Below are 18,556 nucleotides of genomic sequence, written 5' to 3'. Positions count from 1 at the left end.
CTAAGCCGCGCGCACCAGGCCGGTGGCGCAATCCTCTAGGATCATGGCCGACGCCTTTTCGCCGATCATGATCGCCGGTGCATTGGTATTGCCGGATACCAGGGTCGGCATGATCGACGCATCGGCGACCCGCAGCCCGTCGATCCCGATCACCCGCAAGCGCGGATCGACCACAGCGAGCGGATCGATCCCCATCCTGCAGGTGCCGGCGGGGTGATAGATCGTCGTCGCGGTCTGTTGCGCATTGGCGAGGAAGTCTGCGTCGGTCCGCACGTCGGGACCGGGCACCAGTTCGGCCTTGACGAAATCGCGCAGCGGCGCGGTTTCGCAAAGCCGGCGCGAGAGGCGCATGCCGGCGACGATCACCTGCCGGTCCTTGGGCGTTGAGAGATAATTCGGGTGGATCACGGGCGGGCGAGACGGATCGGGCGATACGGTTTCGATCCGGCCGCGACTCTCGGGCCGGAGCTGGCAGACCGAGGCGGTGAACGCCGGATAGCGGTGCAGACCCTTGCCCGGCTCGTCGCTGGACAGCGGCTGGATGTGGAACTGGATATCCGGTGTATCCAGCGCGGGTTCGGAGCGCGCGAAGATCGCGACCTGGCTGGCGCCCATGGTCATCGGGCCGCGCCGGAACAGGATGTAGTCGAGGCCGATTTTCAGCTTGAGGAACGGATTGTTGACCTCGTTGTTGAGGGTCGGCCTGGTGCAGGCGTAAACCGCGCGCGCCTGCAGATGGTCCTGGAGATTTTCGCCGACGCCTTGCAGATCATGCACGATCTCGATTCCGGCGCGGGCGAGGCGCGCACCCGGCCCGATGCCGGAGAGCGCCAGAAGATGGGGAGAATGGACCGCGCCGGCGGCGAGAATGACTTCGCCGTGCGCAGACGCCTGGTGCAGCGTGCCGCCCGCCTCGAAGAGGACGCCTTTGGCGCGCCGTTTTTCGATCAGCACGCGATGCACCAGCGCGCCGGTCACGATGGCGAGGTTAGGGCGATTCCGCACAGGTCTGAGATAGGCGACGGCGGCGCTGCAGCGCCGCCCGTTGCGGGCGGTTAGCTGAAAATAACCGGCACCTTCCTGCGTCGCGCCGTTGAAATCGTCGTTGCGCGGAATGCCGAGTGCCGCCGCCGCTTCGATATAGGCATCGCAGATGTCGCGCCGGACCCGCATGTCCGACACCGCGAGCGGGCCGCCCGTACCATGAAACGCATCGGCGCCGCGTTCCTGATCTTCTGCGTGTTTGAAATAGGGCAGCACATCGTCGAACGCCCAGCCGGCGCAGCCGAGCTGGCGCCACTGGTCGTAATCGGCGGGCTGGCCGCGAATATAGAGCAGCCCGTTGATCGCGCTCGATCCGCCGAGCACGCGGCCGCGCGGCCAGGCGAGACTGCGCCCCGCCAAGCCCGGATCGGGTTCGGTGCGCAGGCACCAGTCGGTGCGCGGATTATGCATCGTCTTGAAATAGCCGACGGGAATATGAATCCATGGATAGGTGTCCGGCGGGCCGGCTTCGAGCAACAGAACCTTGTTGCGCGCATCCGCCGACAGCCGGTTGGCCAGCGCGCAGCCCGCCGAACCGGCCCCCACCACGATGTAATCGAACGAGACGTTGGCGAAATCAGCCATCATCAATTGGACTCCAGCCCCTGAGTTGCCGCCTGCATGATCGGAGACGCCGCTTCATGCGCCGCCGCGGTTTCCGGGATGCGCATCGCGGTAACCGAAACGAAGCTGATCAGGCCGACCGCGACCATATACCATGCGATATACCAGGGTCTGCCGTGATCGGCGGCGAGCAGAAGCGTCGCGACGATCGGCGTCAACCCGCTCGCGAAAATACCGGAGAATTGGTATGCGAAGGAGACGCCGGTGTAGCGCACCCTGGTTTCGAACTGGCTTGCGAACAGCGATGATTCCGGGCCGTAGACCATCGGGTAGGCGAGCGACAGCGGCACGATGATCGACACCCAGACCAGGATCGGATGGACGGCGCCGTAGGTCTGCATGACCGCGAAGGCGCCGACCGACGTTAGTGCGACGATCAGGGCGCCGGTGCCGAACATGCGCTTCAGGCCGATCCGGTCGGCCAAGGCACCGAAGATCAGGATGAAGGGGATCATTACCGCCGAAGCGATGATGACGCCGCCCAGGGTAAACCCGCGCGAGAGATGCAGCGTTCCGACCGCATAGGAGATGATGAAGACGCCGAACATGTTGAAGCAGGCACCTTCGATATAGCGTGCGCCGAGGGTGAGCAGAATGGCGCGCGGATAGAAGCGGAACATGTCGAATAACGGCACGCGGGATTCCGTTTTGGTCGCCTGCACCGCCAGGAATTCCGGCGTCTCCATGATTTTCAGCCGGATGAACAGGCCGACGGCGACGAGAAGGGCACTCAACAGAAATGCGATGCGCCAACCCCACAGCATGAATTGCCCATCGGGCAATTGCGTGAGAATCGCCACAACCGCCGCACTCGACATCAGCCCTGCCGGCACGCCGATTTGCGGGTAGGCGCCGAAATAGCCGCGGCGGCCGGCCGGGGCGTGCTCGATGGCGAGAACCACGGCACCACCCCATTCGCCGCCGATGCCGATGCCCTGGATGATTCTCAGCAGCAGCAGCAAAATCGGCGCCGCGACGCCGAGCGTTGCATAGCCCGGCAAAAGGCCGATCAGGAAGGTCGAAATTCCCATGATCAGCAGAGTCAGGATCAGCACCGTCTTGCGGCCGATCCGGTCGCCGAAATGGCCGAAAATAATGCCGCCCACCGGGCGGGCGACGAAGCCGATCGCGAAGGTGGTGTAGGATAGCAGAGTGCCGAGCAGCGGGCTGAAGCCTGGGAAGAACACGCGATTGAGCACGAGGGTCGCCAATACGCCGTAGAGGAAGAAATCATACCATTCGATGGTGGTGCCGATCGCGCTGGCCAGCGCGATCCGCCGAAGCCGCGTTTCCTCGTGGGCTATGGCCGAATCCTGCGTCATGATGTTCCTCCTGAGTTCGGTTTTGCTCTTGGCTCGGTCGGCCGCCGACTTTGACAAAGATTTCTGATAAAATTTGTCTCGACCAGCGGAATCGAGTTGACAGCTATCGGAGTTCGTATCATTATTCAAGATGGAAATGACCAATGAATGGAAAATTGCCGAAAGTGATCAGCCCCATCAAGCCTGACGAGACACAGCGCAAGCCGAAGCCGGCCGAAGCGGCCGTTCCGGCGCGTGCGATGCTGGAGGACGATCAGGTCGAATCTTCCGAAAAACTCGGGGTTTTTCAGCGGTCCTTCGCGGTGCTGGAATATGTCGTGCGCGCGGGGCGGCCGGTGACGCCGGCCGATATCGCCGAACATCTCGATCTTCCGAAACCCACGGTCTACCGCATGATCGAGCAGTTCGAGGCTCAGGGCCTTCTGCATCGGCGGTTCAGTTCCAAAGGCATCGCGATCGGGCCGCGCCTTGCCGATTTCGCGTTCGATATCCTGAGGAGTTCGGTGCAATATGGCCCCCGTCGCCTGATTCTGAATGCGCTGGTCAGTGAGATTGGCGAGACCTGCAATATCGGCACGCTCGAGGGGAGCGAGATCGTCTATTTCGATCGCGTCGAAGCGACGCATTGGCCGCTTCGCCTGCATTTCCACATCGGCTCGCGCGTGCCGCTCTATTGCACGGCGATCGGCAAATTGTTTCTCGCCTTCCTGCCCGAACGCCAACGCGCATCGATGCTTTCGCGGCTCGATCTGCAACCCGTCACGCCCCACACGATCACGACGCTTTCGGGACTTGAAGCGGAAATCGACAGCATCCGCCGGGAAGGATTGTCGGTCGATCGCGAGGAATATCTGCTCGGCGTGGTCTGTCTTGCGGCGCCGATCTTCAACGCCCGACGGGAAATCACCGCGGGCATCGCCATTCAGGCGCCCGCCGCCCGGATGCCGAGCACGGATGCCTATCGCCATCGCGGTGCGTTGCTGGTTGCGGCGCGGGCGCTAGGGGAAAGTTTCACCTTCGATTGACCATGGCTTTATCGATGCCGGACCAGTGGATGGGCGGCACTAACGGAGACACCAAATGACGGAAATGACGTCAAGCGAGGCTTTTGTTGAAACCCTGGTTGCTCAGGGGGTCAAAAATGTATTCGGCATTGTCGGGTCGGCCTTCATGGACGCACTCGACTTGTTTCCCGCGGCTGGAATTCGCTTCCTGCCGACGGTTCATGAACAAGGTGCCGCGCACATGGCCGATGGCTATGCGCGAATCAGCGGCAAGCATGGCGTGTGCATCGGGCAGAACGGGCCGGGCATCACCAATTTCGTGACCGGCATCGCCGCCGCCTACTGGGCGCATAGCCCGGTGGTCGCGATCACGCCGGAATCGGGAACACTGTCGATGGGGCTTGGCGGTTTTCAGGAAACCGATCAGCTTCCGGTGTTCTCGAAAATCACCAAATACCAGGGCCATGTGAATCATCCGCGCCGCATGGCGGAAATCACCGCGCGCTGCTTCGATCGCGCGATGCTGGATCTTGGGCCGACCCAGCTCAACATCCCACGCGATTATTTTTATGCCAATCACGACTACGACATTCCCGAGCCGATCAGGATCGAGCGCGGCGCGGGCGGCCGGGCGAGCCTGACGCAGGCAGCCGAGTTGCTGGCGCAGGCGAAATTCCCGGTTATCGTCGCGGGCGGTGGTGTGATCGCGGCGGATGGTGCCGAAGCGTGCATCGCACTTGCCGAACTGCTCGGTGCGCCGGTGGTGACGAGCTACCTGCATAACGACAGCTTCCCGGCGAGCCATCCGCTCTGGGCCGGTTCGCTGGGCTATCAGGGCTCGAAAGCCGGGATGAAGCTGATCGCCCGCGCCGATGTCGTGCTGGCGCTCGGCACCCGCCTCGGGCCGTTCGGCACGTTGCCGCAACACGGTCTCGACTACTGGCCGCGCAACGCGAAGATCATCCAGATCGACGCCGATCCGAAAATGCTCGGCCTGGTCAAGAAAATCTCGGTCGGGCTGTGCGGTGATGCCGGTGAGGTCACGGAAGCGCTGACCGAGGCGCTTGGCAATCGGTCTCTGGCCGGCAGTAAGTCGCGTGAGCAGCGGCTCGCGACGATTCGTGACGAGAAGGCGGCCTGGGAGGATGAACTGACGCGCTGGACCCAGGAGACCGACGATTTCAGCCGCGATGTCGGCAGCGATGGTTCGCGGATGCATCCACGCCAGATGCTGCGCGAACTCGAACATGCGATGCCGAAGGATGCAATGGTGTCCACCGATATCGGCAATATCTGCTCGGTCTCGAACAGCTATCTGCGCTTCGATCGTCCGCGCAGCATGCTCGCGGCGATGAGCTTCGGCAATTGCGGCTATGCGTTCCCGGTTGCTATTGGCGCCAAGGCGGCCGCACCGGAGCGCCCGGCGATCGCCTATGCCGGGGATGGCGCGTGGACCATGAGCTTCGGCGAAATTCTCACCGCCTTGCGGGAAAACCTGCCAGTGACCGCTGTGGTTTTCAACAATGGTCAATGGGGTGCCGAGAAGAAGAACCAGGTCGATTTCTATGCGTGCCGCTTCGTCGGCACCGATCTGAAGAACCCGAGCTTCGCCGCGATCGCGCGCGCGATGGGTGCCGAGGGTCAGGTGATCGACCGGGTTTCCGATGTCGGCGGTGCGCTGGAAGCGGCCTGCCGGGCGCAGCGCGACGGCAAGACGACGATCCTGGAAATGATGGTCACGCAGGAGCTTGGCGATCCGTTCCGTCGTGATGCGCTGTCGAAGCCGAAGCGGATGCTTGAGAAATACTCCGAATACACGGTGGCCTGACCGAGCGGCGGGGCATACGGAGCATGGATTCGCATTCGACAGAACCGTTCTCCACGCCAACCGGCGATGCCCCGCCGGTTCCCCTTGCGGGCGGATATCTCTGTTCGCCGGCGCTTCTGCTGCACGCCAAAACGCTGGGGCCTGCCCCGATGGCGATTGCCGCCGCCCATGCCGAGCACGTGCTGCAAAGCGTCGCCTGGGCGGCAGCGTTCGATCTGATCGAGCCGATCCTGGTCGGCGATGCCGGCTGGCTTACCACGGCGATGCCGCGCCACGGGCTTTCCCTTGCCAATTGCCGCATCGTGCCGGCCGCGGACGAGGCCGAGGCCGCCCGCATCGCGGTTGCCCTGGTCGCTGAAGGCACCGCCCAAATCCTGATGAAGGGGCATTTGCATACCGACGCGTTGATGCGCGCGGTTCTCGATCCGGTGACGGGATTGCGGCGTGGCGACCGGCTCTCTCATGTGTTCGCCATGCGCTGGCCAGGCAGGGCGCGCGATTTGCTGATTACCGACGCGGCGCTCAACGTTGCACCCGATCGCAAAACGACCGTGCAGATCGTCCGCCATGCGATTCGCGTCGCCCGCGCCCTTGGCATCGCGCATCCGCGCATTGCGATGCTGTCCGCGAGCGAGGTGATCAACCCGGCAATGCCGTCCTCCGTGGCGGCCGGTGATTTCGTCGCCAGCTTCCGCGACGAGGCGGAGGCTTCGGGGTGCAGCATTGCCGGGCCGCTTGCGCTCGATGTCGCTCTGTCGGCGGCATCCGCTTCGCTCAAGGGACTGGAGCACGACGCGGTTGCCGGGCGGGCGGATATTCTGGTCGTGCCAAATATCGAGACCGGCAACGCGCTGTTCAAGGCGCTGGTTCATTTGCTGAATGCAACGGCCGCGGGACTCGTTCTGGGTGCGACCGTGCCGATCGTTCTAACCTCGCGGGCCGATCCGGTGGAGGCGAAACTCGCCTCGATCGCGCTGGCCCGCATCGTTACCGCCATGCCACCCGCGCCTGCCTGACGCGAATTCAACGACCGGGGAAACGCAAGGAATGGATCAAGTTGCAGCGAATATCGAAACAGACGGCGTGACGGGGCTCGTCGAACACTTGGTCGCCAATGCACGCCGTGCGATGGCGGCGATCGCCGGCGCCGATCAGGATCGCACCGACGAGTTCGTCATCGCCGTTGCCTGGTCGCTCTATCGGCCGGATCGGGCCGAAACCTTGGCCAAGTTGGCGGTACGCGATACCGGGATCGGCAACGTTGCCGACAAGATCATCAAGAACCAGCGCAAGACGTTCGGCACGCTGCGCGACCTGCTGCGGGCGAAATCGGTCGGCATGATCGAGGAGGACAAGACGCTCGGCATCGTCAAGTTCGCCAAGCCGATCGGTGTCGTCGCCGCGGTGACTCCATCGACCAATCCATCCGCGACGGCGGTGAACAAGGCGATGATGGCGATCAAAGGCCGCAACGCGATCATCATCGCGCCATCGCCGACCGGGCTGGTGACGACGACGGAGACGGTCGCCGCCATGCGTGCCGAACTGGCACGGATCGGTGCTCCGCCCGACCTGGTTCAGGTGCTGCCGGCGCCGGCCTCCAAACAGATGACCCAGACCCTGATGGAGGCGGCCGACCTCGTGGTCGTCACCGGCTCTCAGGACAATGTCCGGCGTGCCTATCGCAGCGGCACGCCGGCGATCGGCGTCGGTGCGGGCAATGTTCCGGTCATTGTCGATGAGACCGCCGATCTTGACGATGCGGCCCGCAAGATCACCGCTTCGAAGACATTCGATAATTCCACGTCCTGTTCGTCGGAAAATGCCCTGATCATCGTGGACGCGGTTTATGACCAGGCCCTGGCGGCGCTTCGTCGCGCAGGGGGGTATTTGTGTACGACGAAGGAAGCTGCCCGGATTCAATCGATTTTGTGGCGGAACGGCAAACTCAATCGCTCGTTGATCGCGCGCGATGCCGAAATTCTCGCACGCGAATTCGACCTTCCCGAGGAAGCGCGGCAGGCCCGGTTTTTCATGGTCGAGGAAACCGGATGGGGACCGGAGCATCCGTTTTCCGGCGAGAAACTATCGCTCGTCCTCGCGGTTTATCGGGCGAGTGATATCGGGCAGGCGATGAGCACCGTCCGCCGTATCCTCGACTATCAGGGACGCGGGCATTCCTGCGGCATTCACACCAAGGACTTGAAACGGGCAACGCGGCTTGCCGAATCTCTTGATGTGGTAAGGGTTCTGGTCAATTTCGGGCATACTTTCGGTAATGGCGGCGGGTTCGACAGCGGGCTGAATTTCACCCTCAGCATGGGGTGCGGATCGTGGCAGAAGAATTCGATCAGCGAGAATCTGAACTATCGCCATTTTCTGAATATCACCCATCTGGTTACGCCGATTGCCGAGGACAGACCGTCCGAGGCCGATCTGTTCGGCAAATATTGGGCACGGTACGGGCGATGAGGTTCCAATCATGAATCTCCTCGAACATGATGCGAAAACCCTCATTCTCGGTCCCGCTGGAATTAAGCTGCTCGATAGCGTGTTGTGCCGGGATGCGGATGAAGCGGCGATTGCGGTGGAGCGACTCGGGCCGAGCGTGATCAAGGCCCAGGTGCCAACAGGCAAGCGCGGCAAGGCAGGCGGCATTCGCGTGGCGGAGTCGCCCGCACAGGCCAGAGAGGTTGCGCAGTCGATCCTCGGCATGGCGATTTCCGGCCACCGCGTGGGGGCGGTGCTGGTCGAGACCTGTGCACCCATTGCGCGCGAGTTCTATGCCGCAATTCTGCATGCGCCGCGCGAACGGGCATCGCTCGTTCTGTTCGCGGCCGAGGGCGGCATGGATATCGAGGAACTTGCCGCGACGCGGCCGGACGCGATCAGGCGCCATCTGGTCACGTCTCCCGATCGGTTCGATACCGCCGATGCAACCGCCATGCTCGACGGCCTGGAACTCGGCGACGCCGCTCCTGCGATCGCCGATATTCTGGTCAGGCTGTATCGGCGTTATCGCGAGACGGATGCGGAACTGATCGAGATCAATCCTCTGGCTCAGTTGAATGACGGGAAGCTGGTGGCGCTCGATTGTAAATTCACCCTCGACGATGCCGCTGCGTTCCGGCAGACATCGCTTGCCGCGGTGGCGCAAGCGGACCCGGCAACATCTTTGGAAACCGAAGGCGCGGCGCTCGGGCTCAAATACATCGAACTTGATGGATCGGTCGGCATTCTGGCCAACGGCGCCGGCCTGACCATGACCACCATGGATGTCGTGCGGCATTATGGCGGCAGACCGGCGAATTTTCTGGAAATCGGCGGCGACGCCTACACGAAAGCCGAACCGGCGCTTGCGCTGTTGCTGAAAAACCCGCGCGTTCGGGCGCTCGTCGTCAATTTCTGCGGTGCCTTCGCGCGGACCGATGTTATGGCGCGCGGCGTCGCCGAAGCCTGGAACCGGCTCAAGCCGGACGTGCCGGTGTTTTTCTCGGTTCACGGCACCGGCGAAGACGAAGCCGTTGCCCTGGTCCGGCGGGAGCTGGGGGTCGATCCTTTCGATTTCATGGAAGATGCCGTGTGCGCGGCAATCGAGGCGGCACAATGACGATGTTTCCCATCATTCGCCGAACCGACCGGATTTTGGTTCAGGGCCTGACCGGAAGCCAGGGCAGTTTCTGGACCGAGCGGATGCTGGAAACGGGCACGCAAATCGTCGCGGGCGTCAGCCCGAAGCGCGCCGGCGAAACCCATCTCGGCCTGCCGATCTTTGCCTCGGCGCGAGCCGCACTCGCGGGGATGCCGGTCGATATCGCGGTGATGTTCATTCCACCCGCCGCCGTGCGTGACGCGGCGCTCGACGCGATCGAAGCGGGTGTGCGCGGACTTGTCGTTCTCACCGAGCATGTGCCGACGCACGACATGCTGACGATTTTTGCGCGCGCGGCAGCAGCCGATTGCCGCATCGTCGGGCCGAACACCGCCGGCCTGGTGACGCCCGGAGAAGCTTTTGTCGGCATCATGCCTGGCCACAACACGAATGTTTTCCAGCCGGGCCGGATCGGCGTGATCTCAAGAAGTGGCAGTCTCGGCACGCTGATCTGCCTCAATCTGACGCGTGCGGGATTCGGTCAGTCGAGCTTCATCGGCATCGGCGGCGACCCGATGATCGGCACGACGACCGAGGATGCATTGCGCGCCCTCGACCAAGATCCCCGCACCGATGCCGTCGTTCTGGTCGGCGAGATCGGCGGATCGATGGAGGAAACCGCCGCGACCTATGCGGCTACGATGACGAAGCCGGTCGTCTCGTTCATCGCCGGTCGCGCCGCGCCGGAAGGCAAACGCATGGGCCATGCCGGCGCGATCGTCGCGGGCAATGCCGGAAGCTATGCCGGCAAGCGCGCCGCCCTGGAGGCAGCCGGCGTCACCGTTGTCGATACGCCACGGGTTATCGCCGACGCTTTGTCCGCTCGGCTGCCGATATACGCTCACGATACCGCGTAGCGCGTAACTCGCGGCTCTCAGCCGGGGTTTTGAGGAGGGAACGACAATGACCATAAACGTCGCAGACAAAATCGCCGCTCAGGAAACGATCGCATCGCGCCTCGAACGGTTGCCGGTCACCTGGCTGACCTGGCGCATCGTGATCGTCGCCGGGCTCGCCTGGTTTACCGAGGCGCTCAGCATCGGCTCGCTCGGCGTATCGCTTCCGGCGCTGCGCGCGACATTGCATCTGACTCCGGGCGATGTCGGCGCCCTGGTCGCCTTCCAGACATTCGGTGTGGTGATCGGCCTGATCCCCGCGGGCCGCCTCGCCGACAGGTTCGGACGCAAGCGAATCCTGATCGGGGGGATCATCTGGTATAGTCTGTTTACCTTCCTTTGCGGATTGGCGCCCAGCTACGACGTTCTTCTCGGCGTCCGGTTTCTTGCCGGATTGGGCATGGGTGCGATTTTTCCCCTGCCATATGCGATCGTCGGTGAATTTGTCCGCAAAAACCATCGCACCATGTTCAACGGCTTCATGGATGCCTGCCTTTCGGTAGGTTATTTCGTGGCGCCTCTGCTTGGTTTCGTCGTGTTTCCCCATTTCAGCCCGACGGTGTCCTGGCGGATATTTTTCATGATCGCGGCAAGCCCGATCATCTATGCCTGGTTCGTCTATTGGCTGTTGCCGGAAAGCCCGCGCTGGCTCGCGCGCAAGGGGCGCATGGCGGAAGCCGAGACGATCGTGGCGACGATGGAGGCCGAAGCGATAAGGCTGACCGGCAAACAATTACCTGCCCCGGTGGCGCAAACCGGCATGACTTTGCCGGCAGGCCGCGCGGCCGGTTTTGCGCAATTGTTCGGTCCGCGCCTGATCGGACGCACGATTGCCCGCTGCGTTTCGGCCACCGGCGTGTTTTTCATGTTTTATGTCGTGATGAGCTACATGCCGACGATTTTCGTCGCCCACGGCTACAAGTTCGCGACTTCTCTCATTTTCACGGCGATCATTACCGGCGCGGCGATTCCGGGCAAGCTGGCGAATGGCTGGGTTGCCGAACGGCTGGGCCGGCGCGCTGCCTATGTGATTTTCATGGGCGCCGCCGGGACCGGGGCTTTGCTGTTCGGCATCCCCGGTTCAATCATCGGAACGGTGTTTTATGCCTGCGTCATGTCGTTCTTTGGCACGGGTGCCTTTCCGGCACTCAAAATGTCCCTGGCCGAGCAGTATCCGATCGAATTGCGGGCAACCGGGGCCGCGACTGTCGAGGCGGTATCGCGGTTTTTCGGTGGCGTGGTGGGTGTTTACGCATTGCCCGTGCTGCTGCATCGCTATGGTCTGGCGACCAGTTTCATCATCATTGCCGTTGTCGCGTTCATCGGCGTGGCCGTCGAATTGACCTCGACGGTGGAGACGCGTGGCAAGACTCTGGAAGAGCTGGAACATAACGTCGTTGCTTCGTCGGCCGGTGCTGGTGTCGCGAATAATCCGCGCAACGTGGTTTGAGGAGCGCAGATGGCACCTATTTTGCTTGATCGCGATATGCGGGCAAGTCGGGAGAACCATCCTATGCATTCGAGGAAGCGATCGCCGCCGATCGACGATGGCTCTCCCAGGCCCAAACCCCGGCAGATACTCTGGCACCCGCTATTCGCGCTCGACCCACGCGATGATGCTTCGCTCCAGCTGCAGATCCGGCGTTCGCTGGTGACCGCGATCCTGGACAAACATTTGCGCGCGGCGACGCGATTGCCGTCCAGCCGCGCATTGTCCAGACATCTCGGTGTCGCGCGCAACACAGTCACGCTGGCCTACCGGCAACTGGTCGACGAGGGGTTCATCGTCGCCCATGCGCGGAGCGGTTATGTCGTATCCAGCGATGTTGCCGACCGAATAATCGCCAAGGCATCGTTGCGGCAAGACAATACCGCCGCTTCTTCCGTCCGGCCAAATTGGTCGACGAAGCTGAGCGGTCATTTTATCGATCAGCGTAATATTCAGAAGCCGCCCGACTGGTATACCTATCCGTATCCGTTCATCTATGGCCAATCCGATCCCGCGTTGTTTCCAACGGCGGACTGGCGCGAATGCAGCCGGAACGCGCTGGCAGTACTGGCGATCCGCGACTGGTCCGCCGACATGATCGACGGCGATGACGCGATGCTGATCGAACAACTCCAGCAGCGCATCCTGCCAAGGCGGGGTATTTTTGTCGCGGCCGATCAGATCATGATTACGATCGGTGCGCAGCATGCGCTCTATATGCTCGCCGAGCTGCTGGTCCGGCCCGGAAAGATCGTCGGCATCGAAAATCCGGGCTACCCGGATGCGCGCAATATTTTCACGATGCGCGGTGCGGCTCTTCGCGCATTGCCTTTGACGCGGGACGGGATCGCCATCGATGAGAGTCTGGCCGATTGCGGGCTGGTGTATCTCACGCCAAGCCATCAATGCCCGACATCGTCGACCTTGCCCCTCGCCACGCGCGAGGCTCTGCTCGATCATGCCGAACGCCACGACATGATCATCATTGAAGACGATTATGAGAGCGAATTGAAATTCGACGGCTCTCCGACGCCGGCCTTGAAAAGCCTCGATCGGTCGGATCGGGTCGTCTATGTGGGCAGTCTGTCGAAGAGCCTGGCTCCCGGCTTGCGAATCGGCTATGTCGTCGGTGCGCCCGAATTGATCACCGAATGCCGCGCGCTGCGCCGGCTCATGGTCCGGCATCCGCCCGCGAATAATCAGCGTGCCGCCGCTCTGTTTCTCGCCCTTGGACATCACGACGCGCTGATCCGCAGGCTGACAGCCGTGCTGGCGGAGCGCGCGGCGGTTCTTGCGGCGGCACTTGCCAGACACGTGCCCGAATTGCGCTTTCAACAGCCGCGAGGCGGCTCGAGTCTGTGGATCGAGGGACCGGAGGGACTGGATACGCGGCGGCTCGCCGAGGCGGCACGGCGGGCAGGCGTTCTGATCGAGCCGGGCGATGTTTTCTTCGATACGCCGCCCGCACCGTGCCCGTTCTTCCGGCTCGGCTATTCCTCAATCGCGGCAAACCAGATCGATACGGGAATCCGCAAGCTGGCCGCCCTGCTCCATGCGTAGCGCGTTGACAAGAAACTAACGAGAAGTTTGTAGATCGGCGGTTTGCAATGCATCGGTCAGCAGGCGGTCCAGCGCGCTCGCATCGGCGCGATCGCGATGGCCGATTGCGACGATCCGGCTGCCGGCGGGTGCCGCCCGATCATGAAGCGTCGTCATGCTCCATCGGCCTGGGGTGAATTGCAGGCTTTGCGGCGCAACCTCGCCGGCGAGAGTGACGATCCCCTTCAACCGGAGAATCCAGGGCGGCATCGCCGCCATCGCGGCGTGCAAACGCCCTGCGTCGAAAGGCACGTCTGTGACGAAGCGCAGACCGACGAAGCGATCCGCGGCGGCCGGGGCCGGTGCGCGCACGGCGCGGAATCGGGATGGGTTGTGGTCAGCGCTGAGCAATTCAGGATCGATCGCACCGTGTTCGCTAATAGCGAAGCGCTTTCCCAGCCAGGTTTCTCGCATCCACGCGATAAGATCTCCTTGTGCGGGCACCAGATCCATCTTGTTCAGAATCAGCAGGTCGGCTGATTCGATCTGGCTGAGCGCGAGATCGCCGATATAGCGGTCGGCGAGCTGGGTTTGAATTCGCGACCCGTCCACCACCACCAGCGTCATCGGCGGAGCGAACTCAGGGGCCGCGCAAATCAGCTCGGCGATCCGCCAGGGTTCGGCGACGCCGCTCGCCTCGATCAGCAGATGGTCGGGGCGAATGGGTTGCGCGAGCATGTCGATCAGTGCGCGCGACAGGCTGTCGCCGATGCCGCAGCAGAGGCAGCCATTGGTCAGCCGGATCGCATCGCCGTCGCGCGATGCGATCAGATCGGCATCGATGTTGATGGCGCCGAAATCATTGACGAGCACGCCGATCCTCCGGCGCGGATCGTGCCGCAGGATATGGTTGACCAGCGTGGTCTTGCCGGCGCCAAGAAATCCGCCGATCAACGTGACGCCGATGGGCGGCATCGCAGTCATCCGGTGGCGGGGGCAGAGTGGTATCGGCCGCCGATTATGGTGCCTGCGACCCGCACCTCCTTCAGGGGCAGCGAATCGTCCGTCGGGTCGTCTTCCAGCACCGCGAAATCCGCCTGCTTGCCGGTCTGGATGCTGCCGATGTCATGATCGAGCTTCAACGTATAGGCAGCGCCGAGGGTGATCGCAGCGAGTGCCTGCTGACGGCTGATGCGGTTGTTCGCTCCGAGAACGCGCCCGGACGCGGTGCGGCGCTCCATCGCGCACCACGCCGTGAAGAGCGGGGCGAGCGGCGTGATCGGCGCATCGGAATGGATCGCGGCGGCAACGCCGGCGGCGAGGGCGGTGCCAACCGCATCCATCGCCTCCGCCCGGTCCGGCCCCATGGTTTCCGTGTAGTGCGCGTCGCCCCAGTAATAGATGTGGTTGGAAAACAGATTGGCGCAGACGCCGAGTTCGGCCATTTTGCGAAATTGCGCGGCGTCTGCCATCTGACAGTGCTGGATGGTGTGCCGATGGCCGAAGCGCGGCGCTTCCGCGAGAACCCGCTCCAGCGCTTCAAGCGTGACCTCGGAGGCCTCGTCGCCATTGGCGTGGGTGTGGACCTGAAATCCAGCCCGATGGAAAGCCGAAAGATAGGAATACAGCATGTCCGGGGTGAGATTCCACAAACCGTTCGGTCGTCCGTTGAAATAATGCGGCCATTTCAGCCGGGCGGTAAAGCCCTGGATCGATCCATCGGTCATCAGCTTCACCAGACCGAAGCGCAGCCGCTCGGTATTATGCGTGCGCAGCTCGGCAAGCCTCTGCACCGCTTGTTCCGGCGCAAGCCCGGAGGGATTATAGGCGGGCACCAGGCGAACGGGAAACGCGGGGTCTGCTGTCGCCGTGCGATAGGCATCGACGGTTTCATCAGGAAGCTCGTTATAGAGATCGGTGACCGTGGTCACGCCCGCGCGCACCGCCGAGGCGGCGAAGCGGTCGAGCGCGCCGGGCATGGTCGCGGCCCGCCAGAACTCCGTCCCGGCGACCCGGAGCGCCATGAATTTGGCGGCCATTTCCTGCAACTCTCCGGTAGGCTGCCCGGCGGCGTCGCGCAGAACGCCGTGGACCTGGGTATCCGGCCCGATACCGGCGCGCGCCATCAACCCGGAGTTGACGTTCAGCACATGGAAGCTCGCATGCATCACCAGGATCGGCCGGTCCGGCGAGACTGCATCAAGGTCGGCGGCATTCATCCGCCGCGCGCCGAGAAAAATCGGGTCGAAGCCCCAGGCCAGCAGTGGTTTTCCCGGAGGGAGCCCTCGCTCCGCCGCGCGCAACCGTTCGATCACGCCGCCGATGTCGCGCAATCCGGGCCAGGTTTTGCCGGCGGGGTCGACCCGGTCGTAATAACCGACATAGGGATAAGCCCAGACCCCGCCCTCCATGACATGGCAATGGCCTTCGACGAGGCCGGGCATCAGCACCTTATCGGCGAAACGTTCATCCACCGGCGCATCGCCATAGCGGCGTACCCGGTCGAGATCGCCGACCGAGAGAATCCGGCCGTCGCGGATGGCGGCATGGGTTGCAACGGGATTGGCAGGGTCCATCGTGACGATGCGCCGCGCGCGCAGGATGATCGTTTCGGTCTTCGGGTTCATTGCGGCATCCGTTCAGCGACGGGGATCAGGTCGGTTCGGCGGCGCGCTGGAATACTTCCCAGGACGACAATGGCGATATTCAGAAGCAGGCAGGCGAAACCGAGATTCCAGCCATCGAGCGAGACGTTCATGAGATAGAGACCGATCGCGAGCGCGTCCGCGACGATGATTCCCGCCATCACGGCGCGCGCATCGACGCGGCGGAAAAAGATGATCGCCAGAATGCCGGGCAGGAACTGAGTGATCCCGAAATACGCCGTGTTGATCAAGGTCAGCATCAAGGACGGTGTCGCCAGGGTGAACAGGATCGAAAGGGCGAGATAGACGACGATCACGATCTGAGCACCGGAGCGCTGGCGTTGCTCCGACAGATGAGGCAGTAAATTCCGCGACACCAGAGGCCCGATCGCGAGGCTGAGGCCGGCCAGCACGACGAGGCCGGACAGCGATGCGCCGGCCGCGACCAGACCGAGCAGCCAGCCGGGCAGCAAATTGACCGCCGCCGCCATGAACGCATCGTTCGGGGACGCCAGCTTGAAGTGCTGATCGAGCGCATAATAGGCGGCGACGACGAGAAACGGATACATCAGCATGTAGAGCGGCATGAAGATCTGAGTCCGCCGGATCGTCTGTTCGTTCCGCGCGGTAAAGATATTCGGGATGGCGAAGGGAAACATGTAGAATCCAAGCGCCTGAAACACGATCGTGCTGATCGCGAAGCGTTCTCCGGTTGGGGTCATGTGGTTATGTACATGCGTGCTGGCCGCCTGGAAAACATGCGCGAGCCCGGTCGCCGACGCGGCGGCCACGCCGGTGACGATCAGGGCGAGAACGAGGAGCGTGTCCTTGACGATGGATACCATGGCGGGTGCACGGATACCCGAAGCGGCGATATAGGCGAAGGCCAGCCCTGCCGCGATCAGAGAAAGGACGAGCGGGTCGAAATGCCAGCCCAGCCCGTTCAGCGCGACGATCAATCCGGTGAATTGCAGCTCTCCCCAGGGAATCAGGAAGATGATCGCGGTGATCGTGACCGTCAGTTCAAGCGCGCGGCTGTTGAAGTGACCTTTGAACAGGTCGGGTAACGTCACGGCATCATAGACCTGCCCGGCGCGCCAGATCCACGGGTTGAGAAAATAGCCGACCGGGTAGGCCAGCAGAATATAACCAAGAAACCAGATTCCGTAGGTCGGGCCATTGGCGTAGATTCCGCCGGGAAAGCCGATCATCGTGCCGATGCTGTAGATTTCGCCGGCGGCCAGAAAGAACAGGAGATAGCTGCCGAATTGCCGGGATGCGATGAAATACTCGTGCAGGTCGCGGACATTGTGGCCGCGTTTGGCGGCGAACGCGACGATGAGGGAAAACAGGATCAGGAGGCCGAAGACCGCGGTTGCCATCGAGTATCTCCCTCACGAATTTTCGTTGCGGTGCTGGTCGAAGCTAAACCAGCAGATGGCAAGGCAGACCGATGTCAGCACGAACCAGGCGAACAACCATAAATAGAGAAACGGGATGTTCCAGATCGTGAACTGAACGAGATTGATGACGGGAAGCAGGACAACGATCGCCGTGAACGGGATTCCCAGACCAATGATGACTCTGAGCATGGATCAACCTCCTTGCAGATTTTAGGGTGCGTCCGGTGTTCCCTGGTTATTGGAGGCAGGCTTGTCCCGCTGTGCCTCGGTGTCGATTCGGATAGAGAGCCGTTATTATTTTAGAAGCACTGAAAGCGATGCGATAGGCCCACATCCGCCAGACGATGGAGCCAGCCTTGCCGCTTCGGTCGCGACCGAAACTGGACCCATTGAAGTCTGTTGAGTGGCCTTGCGGGCAGCGGCTAGATGAACAAGGTCCATAGGTTTCATATACCTCTGGAATAATCAATTGCAGTGAGAAGTCCAATGCATGTAGGCGTATCTCGGGAGATCAAGAACCATGAGTATCGTGTTGGGCTGACGCCTGCGTCGGTACGGGAGTTGCGGGCGCATGGGCATTCGGTTTTGGTGGAGAGCGGTGCGGGCGAGGGGATCGGGATGGACGATGCGGCCTATGTGAAGGCTGGGGCGGAGATTGCGCCGGATGCGGAGGCTGTGTTTGCGCGTGCCGAGATGATCGTGAAGGTGAAGGAGCCGCAGCCGGTGGAGTGCAAGCGTCTGCGGCCGGGGCAGATTCTGTTCACCTATCTGCATCTGGCGCCCGATCCTGAGCAGGCGCGGCTGCTGATGGCGTCGGGCGCGGTGGCGATCGCCTATGAGACGGTGACCGACGAGCGCGGGCGGCTGCCGCTGCTGGCGCCGATGAGCGAGGTTGCGGGCCGGATGGCGGTGCAGGTGGGTGCGGTGTCGCTGCAGAAGGCGCAGGGCGGGTTTGGCGTGTTGCTGGCTGGGGTTCCTGGGGTTCCGCCGGCGCGGGTGGCGATCCTGGGCGGCGGGGTGGTGGGGACCAACGCGGCGCGGATCGCGATGGGGATGGGTGCGGACGTGACGATCCTGGACAAGTCGATCGCCCGTCTGGCGCAGCTGGAT

General features: G+C 62.7%; 15 protein-coding genes. 9 read left to right on the top strand and 6 right to left on the bottom strand.

What is annotated here, in order from left to right:
- Both L2A60_RS09460 and L2A60_RS09455 read right to left on the bottom strand, forming a co-directional pair.
- Entirely contained in the window at positions 1–1,632 is a 1,632-nt protein-coding gene (locus L2A60_RS09460) for a GMC family oxidoreductase (RefSeq protein ID WP_329603565.1), read from the bottom strand.
- Complete coding sequence (locus L2A60_RS09455) at positions 1,632–2,990, bottom strand: MFS transporter (RefSeq protein ID WP_235704134.1); 1,359 nt, start codon at positions 2,988–2,990, stop codon at positions 1,632–1,634. The genes L2A60_RS09460 and L2A60_RS09455 overlap by 1 nt, the downstream gene beginning before the upstream one ends.
- Before the next feature lie 164 nt (positions 2,991–3,154).
- On the opposite strand from L2A60_RS09455, the gene L2A60_RS09450 reads away from it, so the two are divergent.
- Genes L2A60_RS09450 through pdxR form a run of 8 tightly spaced genes read left to right on the top strand, consistent with a single transcriptional unit; the run spans position 3,155 to position 13,419 of the window.
- Entirely contained in the window at positions 3,155–4,015 is an 861-nt protein-coding gene (locus L2A60_RS09450) for an IclR family transcriptional regulator (RefSeq protein ID WP_235704133.1), read from the top strand.
- Positions 4,016–4,070: 55 nt separating this feature from the next.
- Complete coding sequence (gene xsc / locus L2A60_RS09445) at positions 4,071–5,822, top strand: sulfoacetaldehyde acetyltransferase (RefSeq protein ID WP_235704132.1); 1,752 nt, start codon at positions 4,071–4,073, stop codon at positions 5,820–5,822.
- Positions 5,823–5,845: 23 nt separating this feature from the next.
- Complete coding sequence (locus tag L2A60_RS09440; RefSeq protein WP_262312372.1) at positions 5,846–6,838, top strand: bifunctional enoyl-CoA hydratase/phosphate acetyltransferase; 993 nt, start codon at positions 5,846–5,848, stop codon at positions 6,836–6,838.
- A 31-nt stretch (positions 6,839–6,869) separates the two neighbouring features.
- Positions 6,870–8,294 (top strand): acylating sulfoacetaldehyde dehydrogenase, encoded by a 1,425-nt coding sequence (sauS, locus tag L2A60_RS09435; protein WP_235704130.1) that lies wholly within the window; start codon positions 6,870–6,872, stop codon positions 8,292–8,294.
- 10 nt (positions 8,295–8,304) lie between these two features.
- On the top strand, positions 8,305–9,432 hold the full coding sequence (locus L2A60_RS09430; RefSeq protein ID WP_235704129.1) for a succinate--CoA ligase subunit beta: 1,128 nt from the start codon (positions 8,305–8,307) through the stop codon (positions 9,430–9,432).
- A complete protein-coding gene (gene sucD / locus L2A60_RS09425; protein ID WP_235704128.1) occupies positions 9,429–10,331 on the top strand; it encodes a succinate--CoA ligase subunit alpha in 903 nt (300 codons plus the stop codon). Before L2A60_RS09430 ends, sucD begins: the two co-directional genes overlap by 4 nt.
- Positions 10,332–10,377: 46 nt before the next feature.
- A complete protein-coding gene (locus tag L2A60_RS09420) occupies positions 10,378–11,820 on the top strand; it encodes an MFS transporter (RefSeq protein ID WP_235704127.1) in 1,443 nt (480 codons plus the stop codon).
- A 9-nt stretch (positions 11,821–11,829) separates the two neighbouring features.
- Positions 11,830–13,419, top strand: a complete 1,590-nt coding sequence (gene pdxR, locus L2A60_RS09415; protein ID WP_407932535.1) for a MocR-like pyridoxine biosynthesis transcription factor PdxR — start codon at positions 11,830–11,832, stop codon at positions 13,417–13,419.
- A gap of 15 nt (positions 13,420–13,434) precedes the next feature.
- Here the strand turns inward: pdxR and L2A60_RS09410 are convergent, their stop codons facing one another.
- From L2A60_RS09410 to L2A60_RS09395, 4 genes are read right to left on the bottom strand one after another with little or no spacing between them, the layout of a single operon-like run.
- Positions 13,435–14,373, bottom strand: coding sequence for a CobW family GTP-binding protein (locus L2A60_RS09410; RefSeq protein WP_235704125.1), 939 nt, complete (start codon positions 14,371–14,373; stop codon positions 13,435–13,437).
- Positions 14,374–14,378: 5 nt separating this feature from the next.
- The gene (locus tag L2A60_RS09405; protein WP_235704124.1) at positions 14,379–16,025 is read right to left on the bottom strand and encodes an amidohydrolase; all 1,647 of its coding nucleotides are present in this window, start codon (positions 16,023–16,025) and stop codon (positions 14,379–14,381) included.
- Positions 16,022–17,425 carry a sodium:solute symporter family protein gene (locus L2A60_RS09400; RefSeq protein WP_235704123.1) on the bottom strand — a complete coding sequence of 468 codons (1,404 nt, stop codon included), beginning with the start codon at positions 17,423–17,425 and terminating at the stop codon, positions 16,022–16,024. Before L2A60_RS09400 ends, L2A60_RS09405 begins: the two co-directional genes overlap by 4 nt.
- Before the next feature lie 12 nt (positions 17,426–17,437).
- Positions 17,438–17,635 (bottom strand): DUF3311 domain-containing protein, encoded by a 198-nt coding sequence (locus L2A60_RS09395; RefSeq protein ID WP_235704122.1) that lies wholly within the window; start codon positions 17,633–17,635, stop codon positions 17,438–17,440.
- Between the two features lie 297 nt (positions 17,636–17,932).
- Between L2A60_RS09395 and L2A60_RS09390 the strand changes: the two genes are divergently transcribed.
- The coding region (locus L2A60_RS09390; RefSeq protein ID WP_235704121.1) for an alanine dehydrogenase at positions 17,933–18,556 on the top strand (624 nt) is incomplete at its 3' end.

This window comes from Acidiphilium iwatense, assembly GCF_021556475.1.
GTDB lineage: Bacteria > Pseudomonadota > Alphaproteobacteria > Acetobacterales > Acetobacteraceae > Acidiphilium > Acidiphilium iwatense.
This window is presented reverse-complemented; position numbering and strand designations above follow the sequence as displayed.

What these genes read in the sequence shown, in the direction of transcription:
- L2A60_RS09460 (WP_329603565.1), bottom strand. Translation starts at nt 1,632, where the DNA reads ATGATGGCTGATTTCGCCAACGTCTCGTTCGATTACATCGTGGTGGGG.
- L2A60_RS09455 (WP_235704134.1), bottom strand. Translation starts at nt 2,990, where the DNA reads ATGACGCAGGATTCGGCCATAGCCCACGAGGAAACGCGGCTTCGGCGG.
- xsc (WP_235704132.1), top strand. Translation starts at nt 4,071, where the DNA reads ATGACGGAAATGACGTCAAGCGAGGCTTTTGTTGAAACCCTGGTTGCT.
- L2A60_RS09440 (WP_262312372.1), top strand. Translation starts at nt 5,846, where the DNA reads ATGGATTCGCATTCGACAGAACCGTTCTCCACGCCAACCGGCGATGCC.
- sauS (WP_235704130.1), top strand. Translation starts at nt 6,870, where the DNA reads ATGGATCAAGTTGCAGCGAATATCGAAACAGACGGCGTGACGGGGCTC.
- L2A60_RS09430 (WP_235704129.1), top strand. Translation starts at nt 8,305, where the DNA reads ATGAATCTCCTCGAACATGATGCGAAAACCCTCATTCTCGGTCCCGCT.
- sucD (WP_235704128.1), top strand. Translation starts at nt 9,429, where the DNA reads ATGACGATGTTTCCCATCATTCGCCGAACCGACCGGATTTTGGTTCAG.
- L2A60_RS09420 (WP_235704127.1), top strand. Translation starts at nt 10,378, where the DNA reads ATGACCATAAACGTCGCAGACAAAATCGCCGCTCAGGAAACGATCGCA.
- pdxR (WP_407932535.1), top strand. Translation starts at nt 11,830, where the DNA reads ATGGCACCTATTTTGCTTGATCGCGATATGCGGGCAAGTCGGGAGAAC.
- L2A60_RS09410 (WP_235704125.1), bottom strand. Translation starts at nt 14,373, where the DNA reads ATGCCGCCCATCGGCGTCACGTTGATCGGCGGATTTCTTGGCGCCGGC.
- L2A60_RS09405 (WP_235704124.1), bottom strand. Translation starts at nt 16,025, where the DNA reads ATGAACCCGAAGACCGAAACGATCATCCTGCGCGCGCGGCGCATCGTC.
- L2A60_RS09400 (WP_235704123.1), bottom strand. Translation starts at nt 17,425, where the DNA reads ATGGCAACCGCGGTCTTCGGCCTCCTGATCCTGTTTTCCCTCATCGTC.
- L2A60_RS09395 (WP_235704122.1), bottom strand. Translation starts at nt 17,635, where the DNA reads ATGCTCAGAGTCATCATTGGTCTGGGAATCCCGTTCACGGCGATCGTT.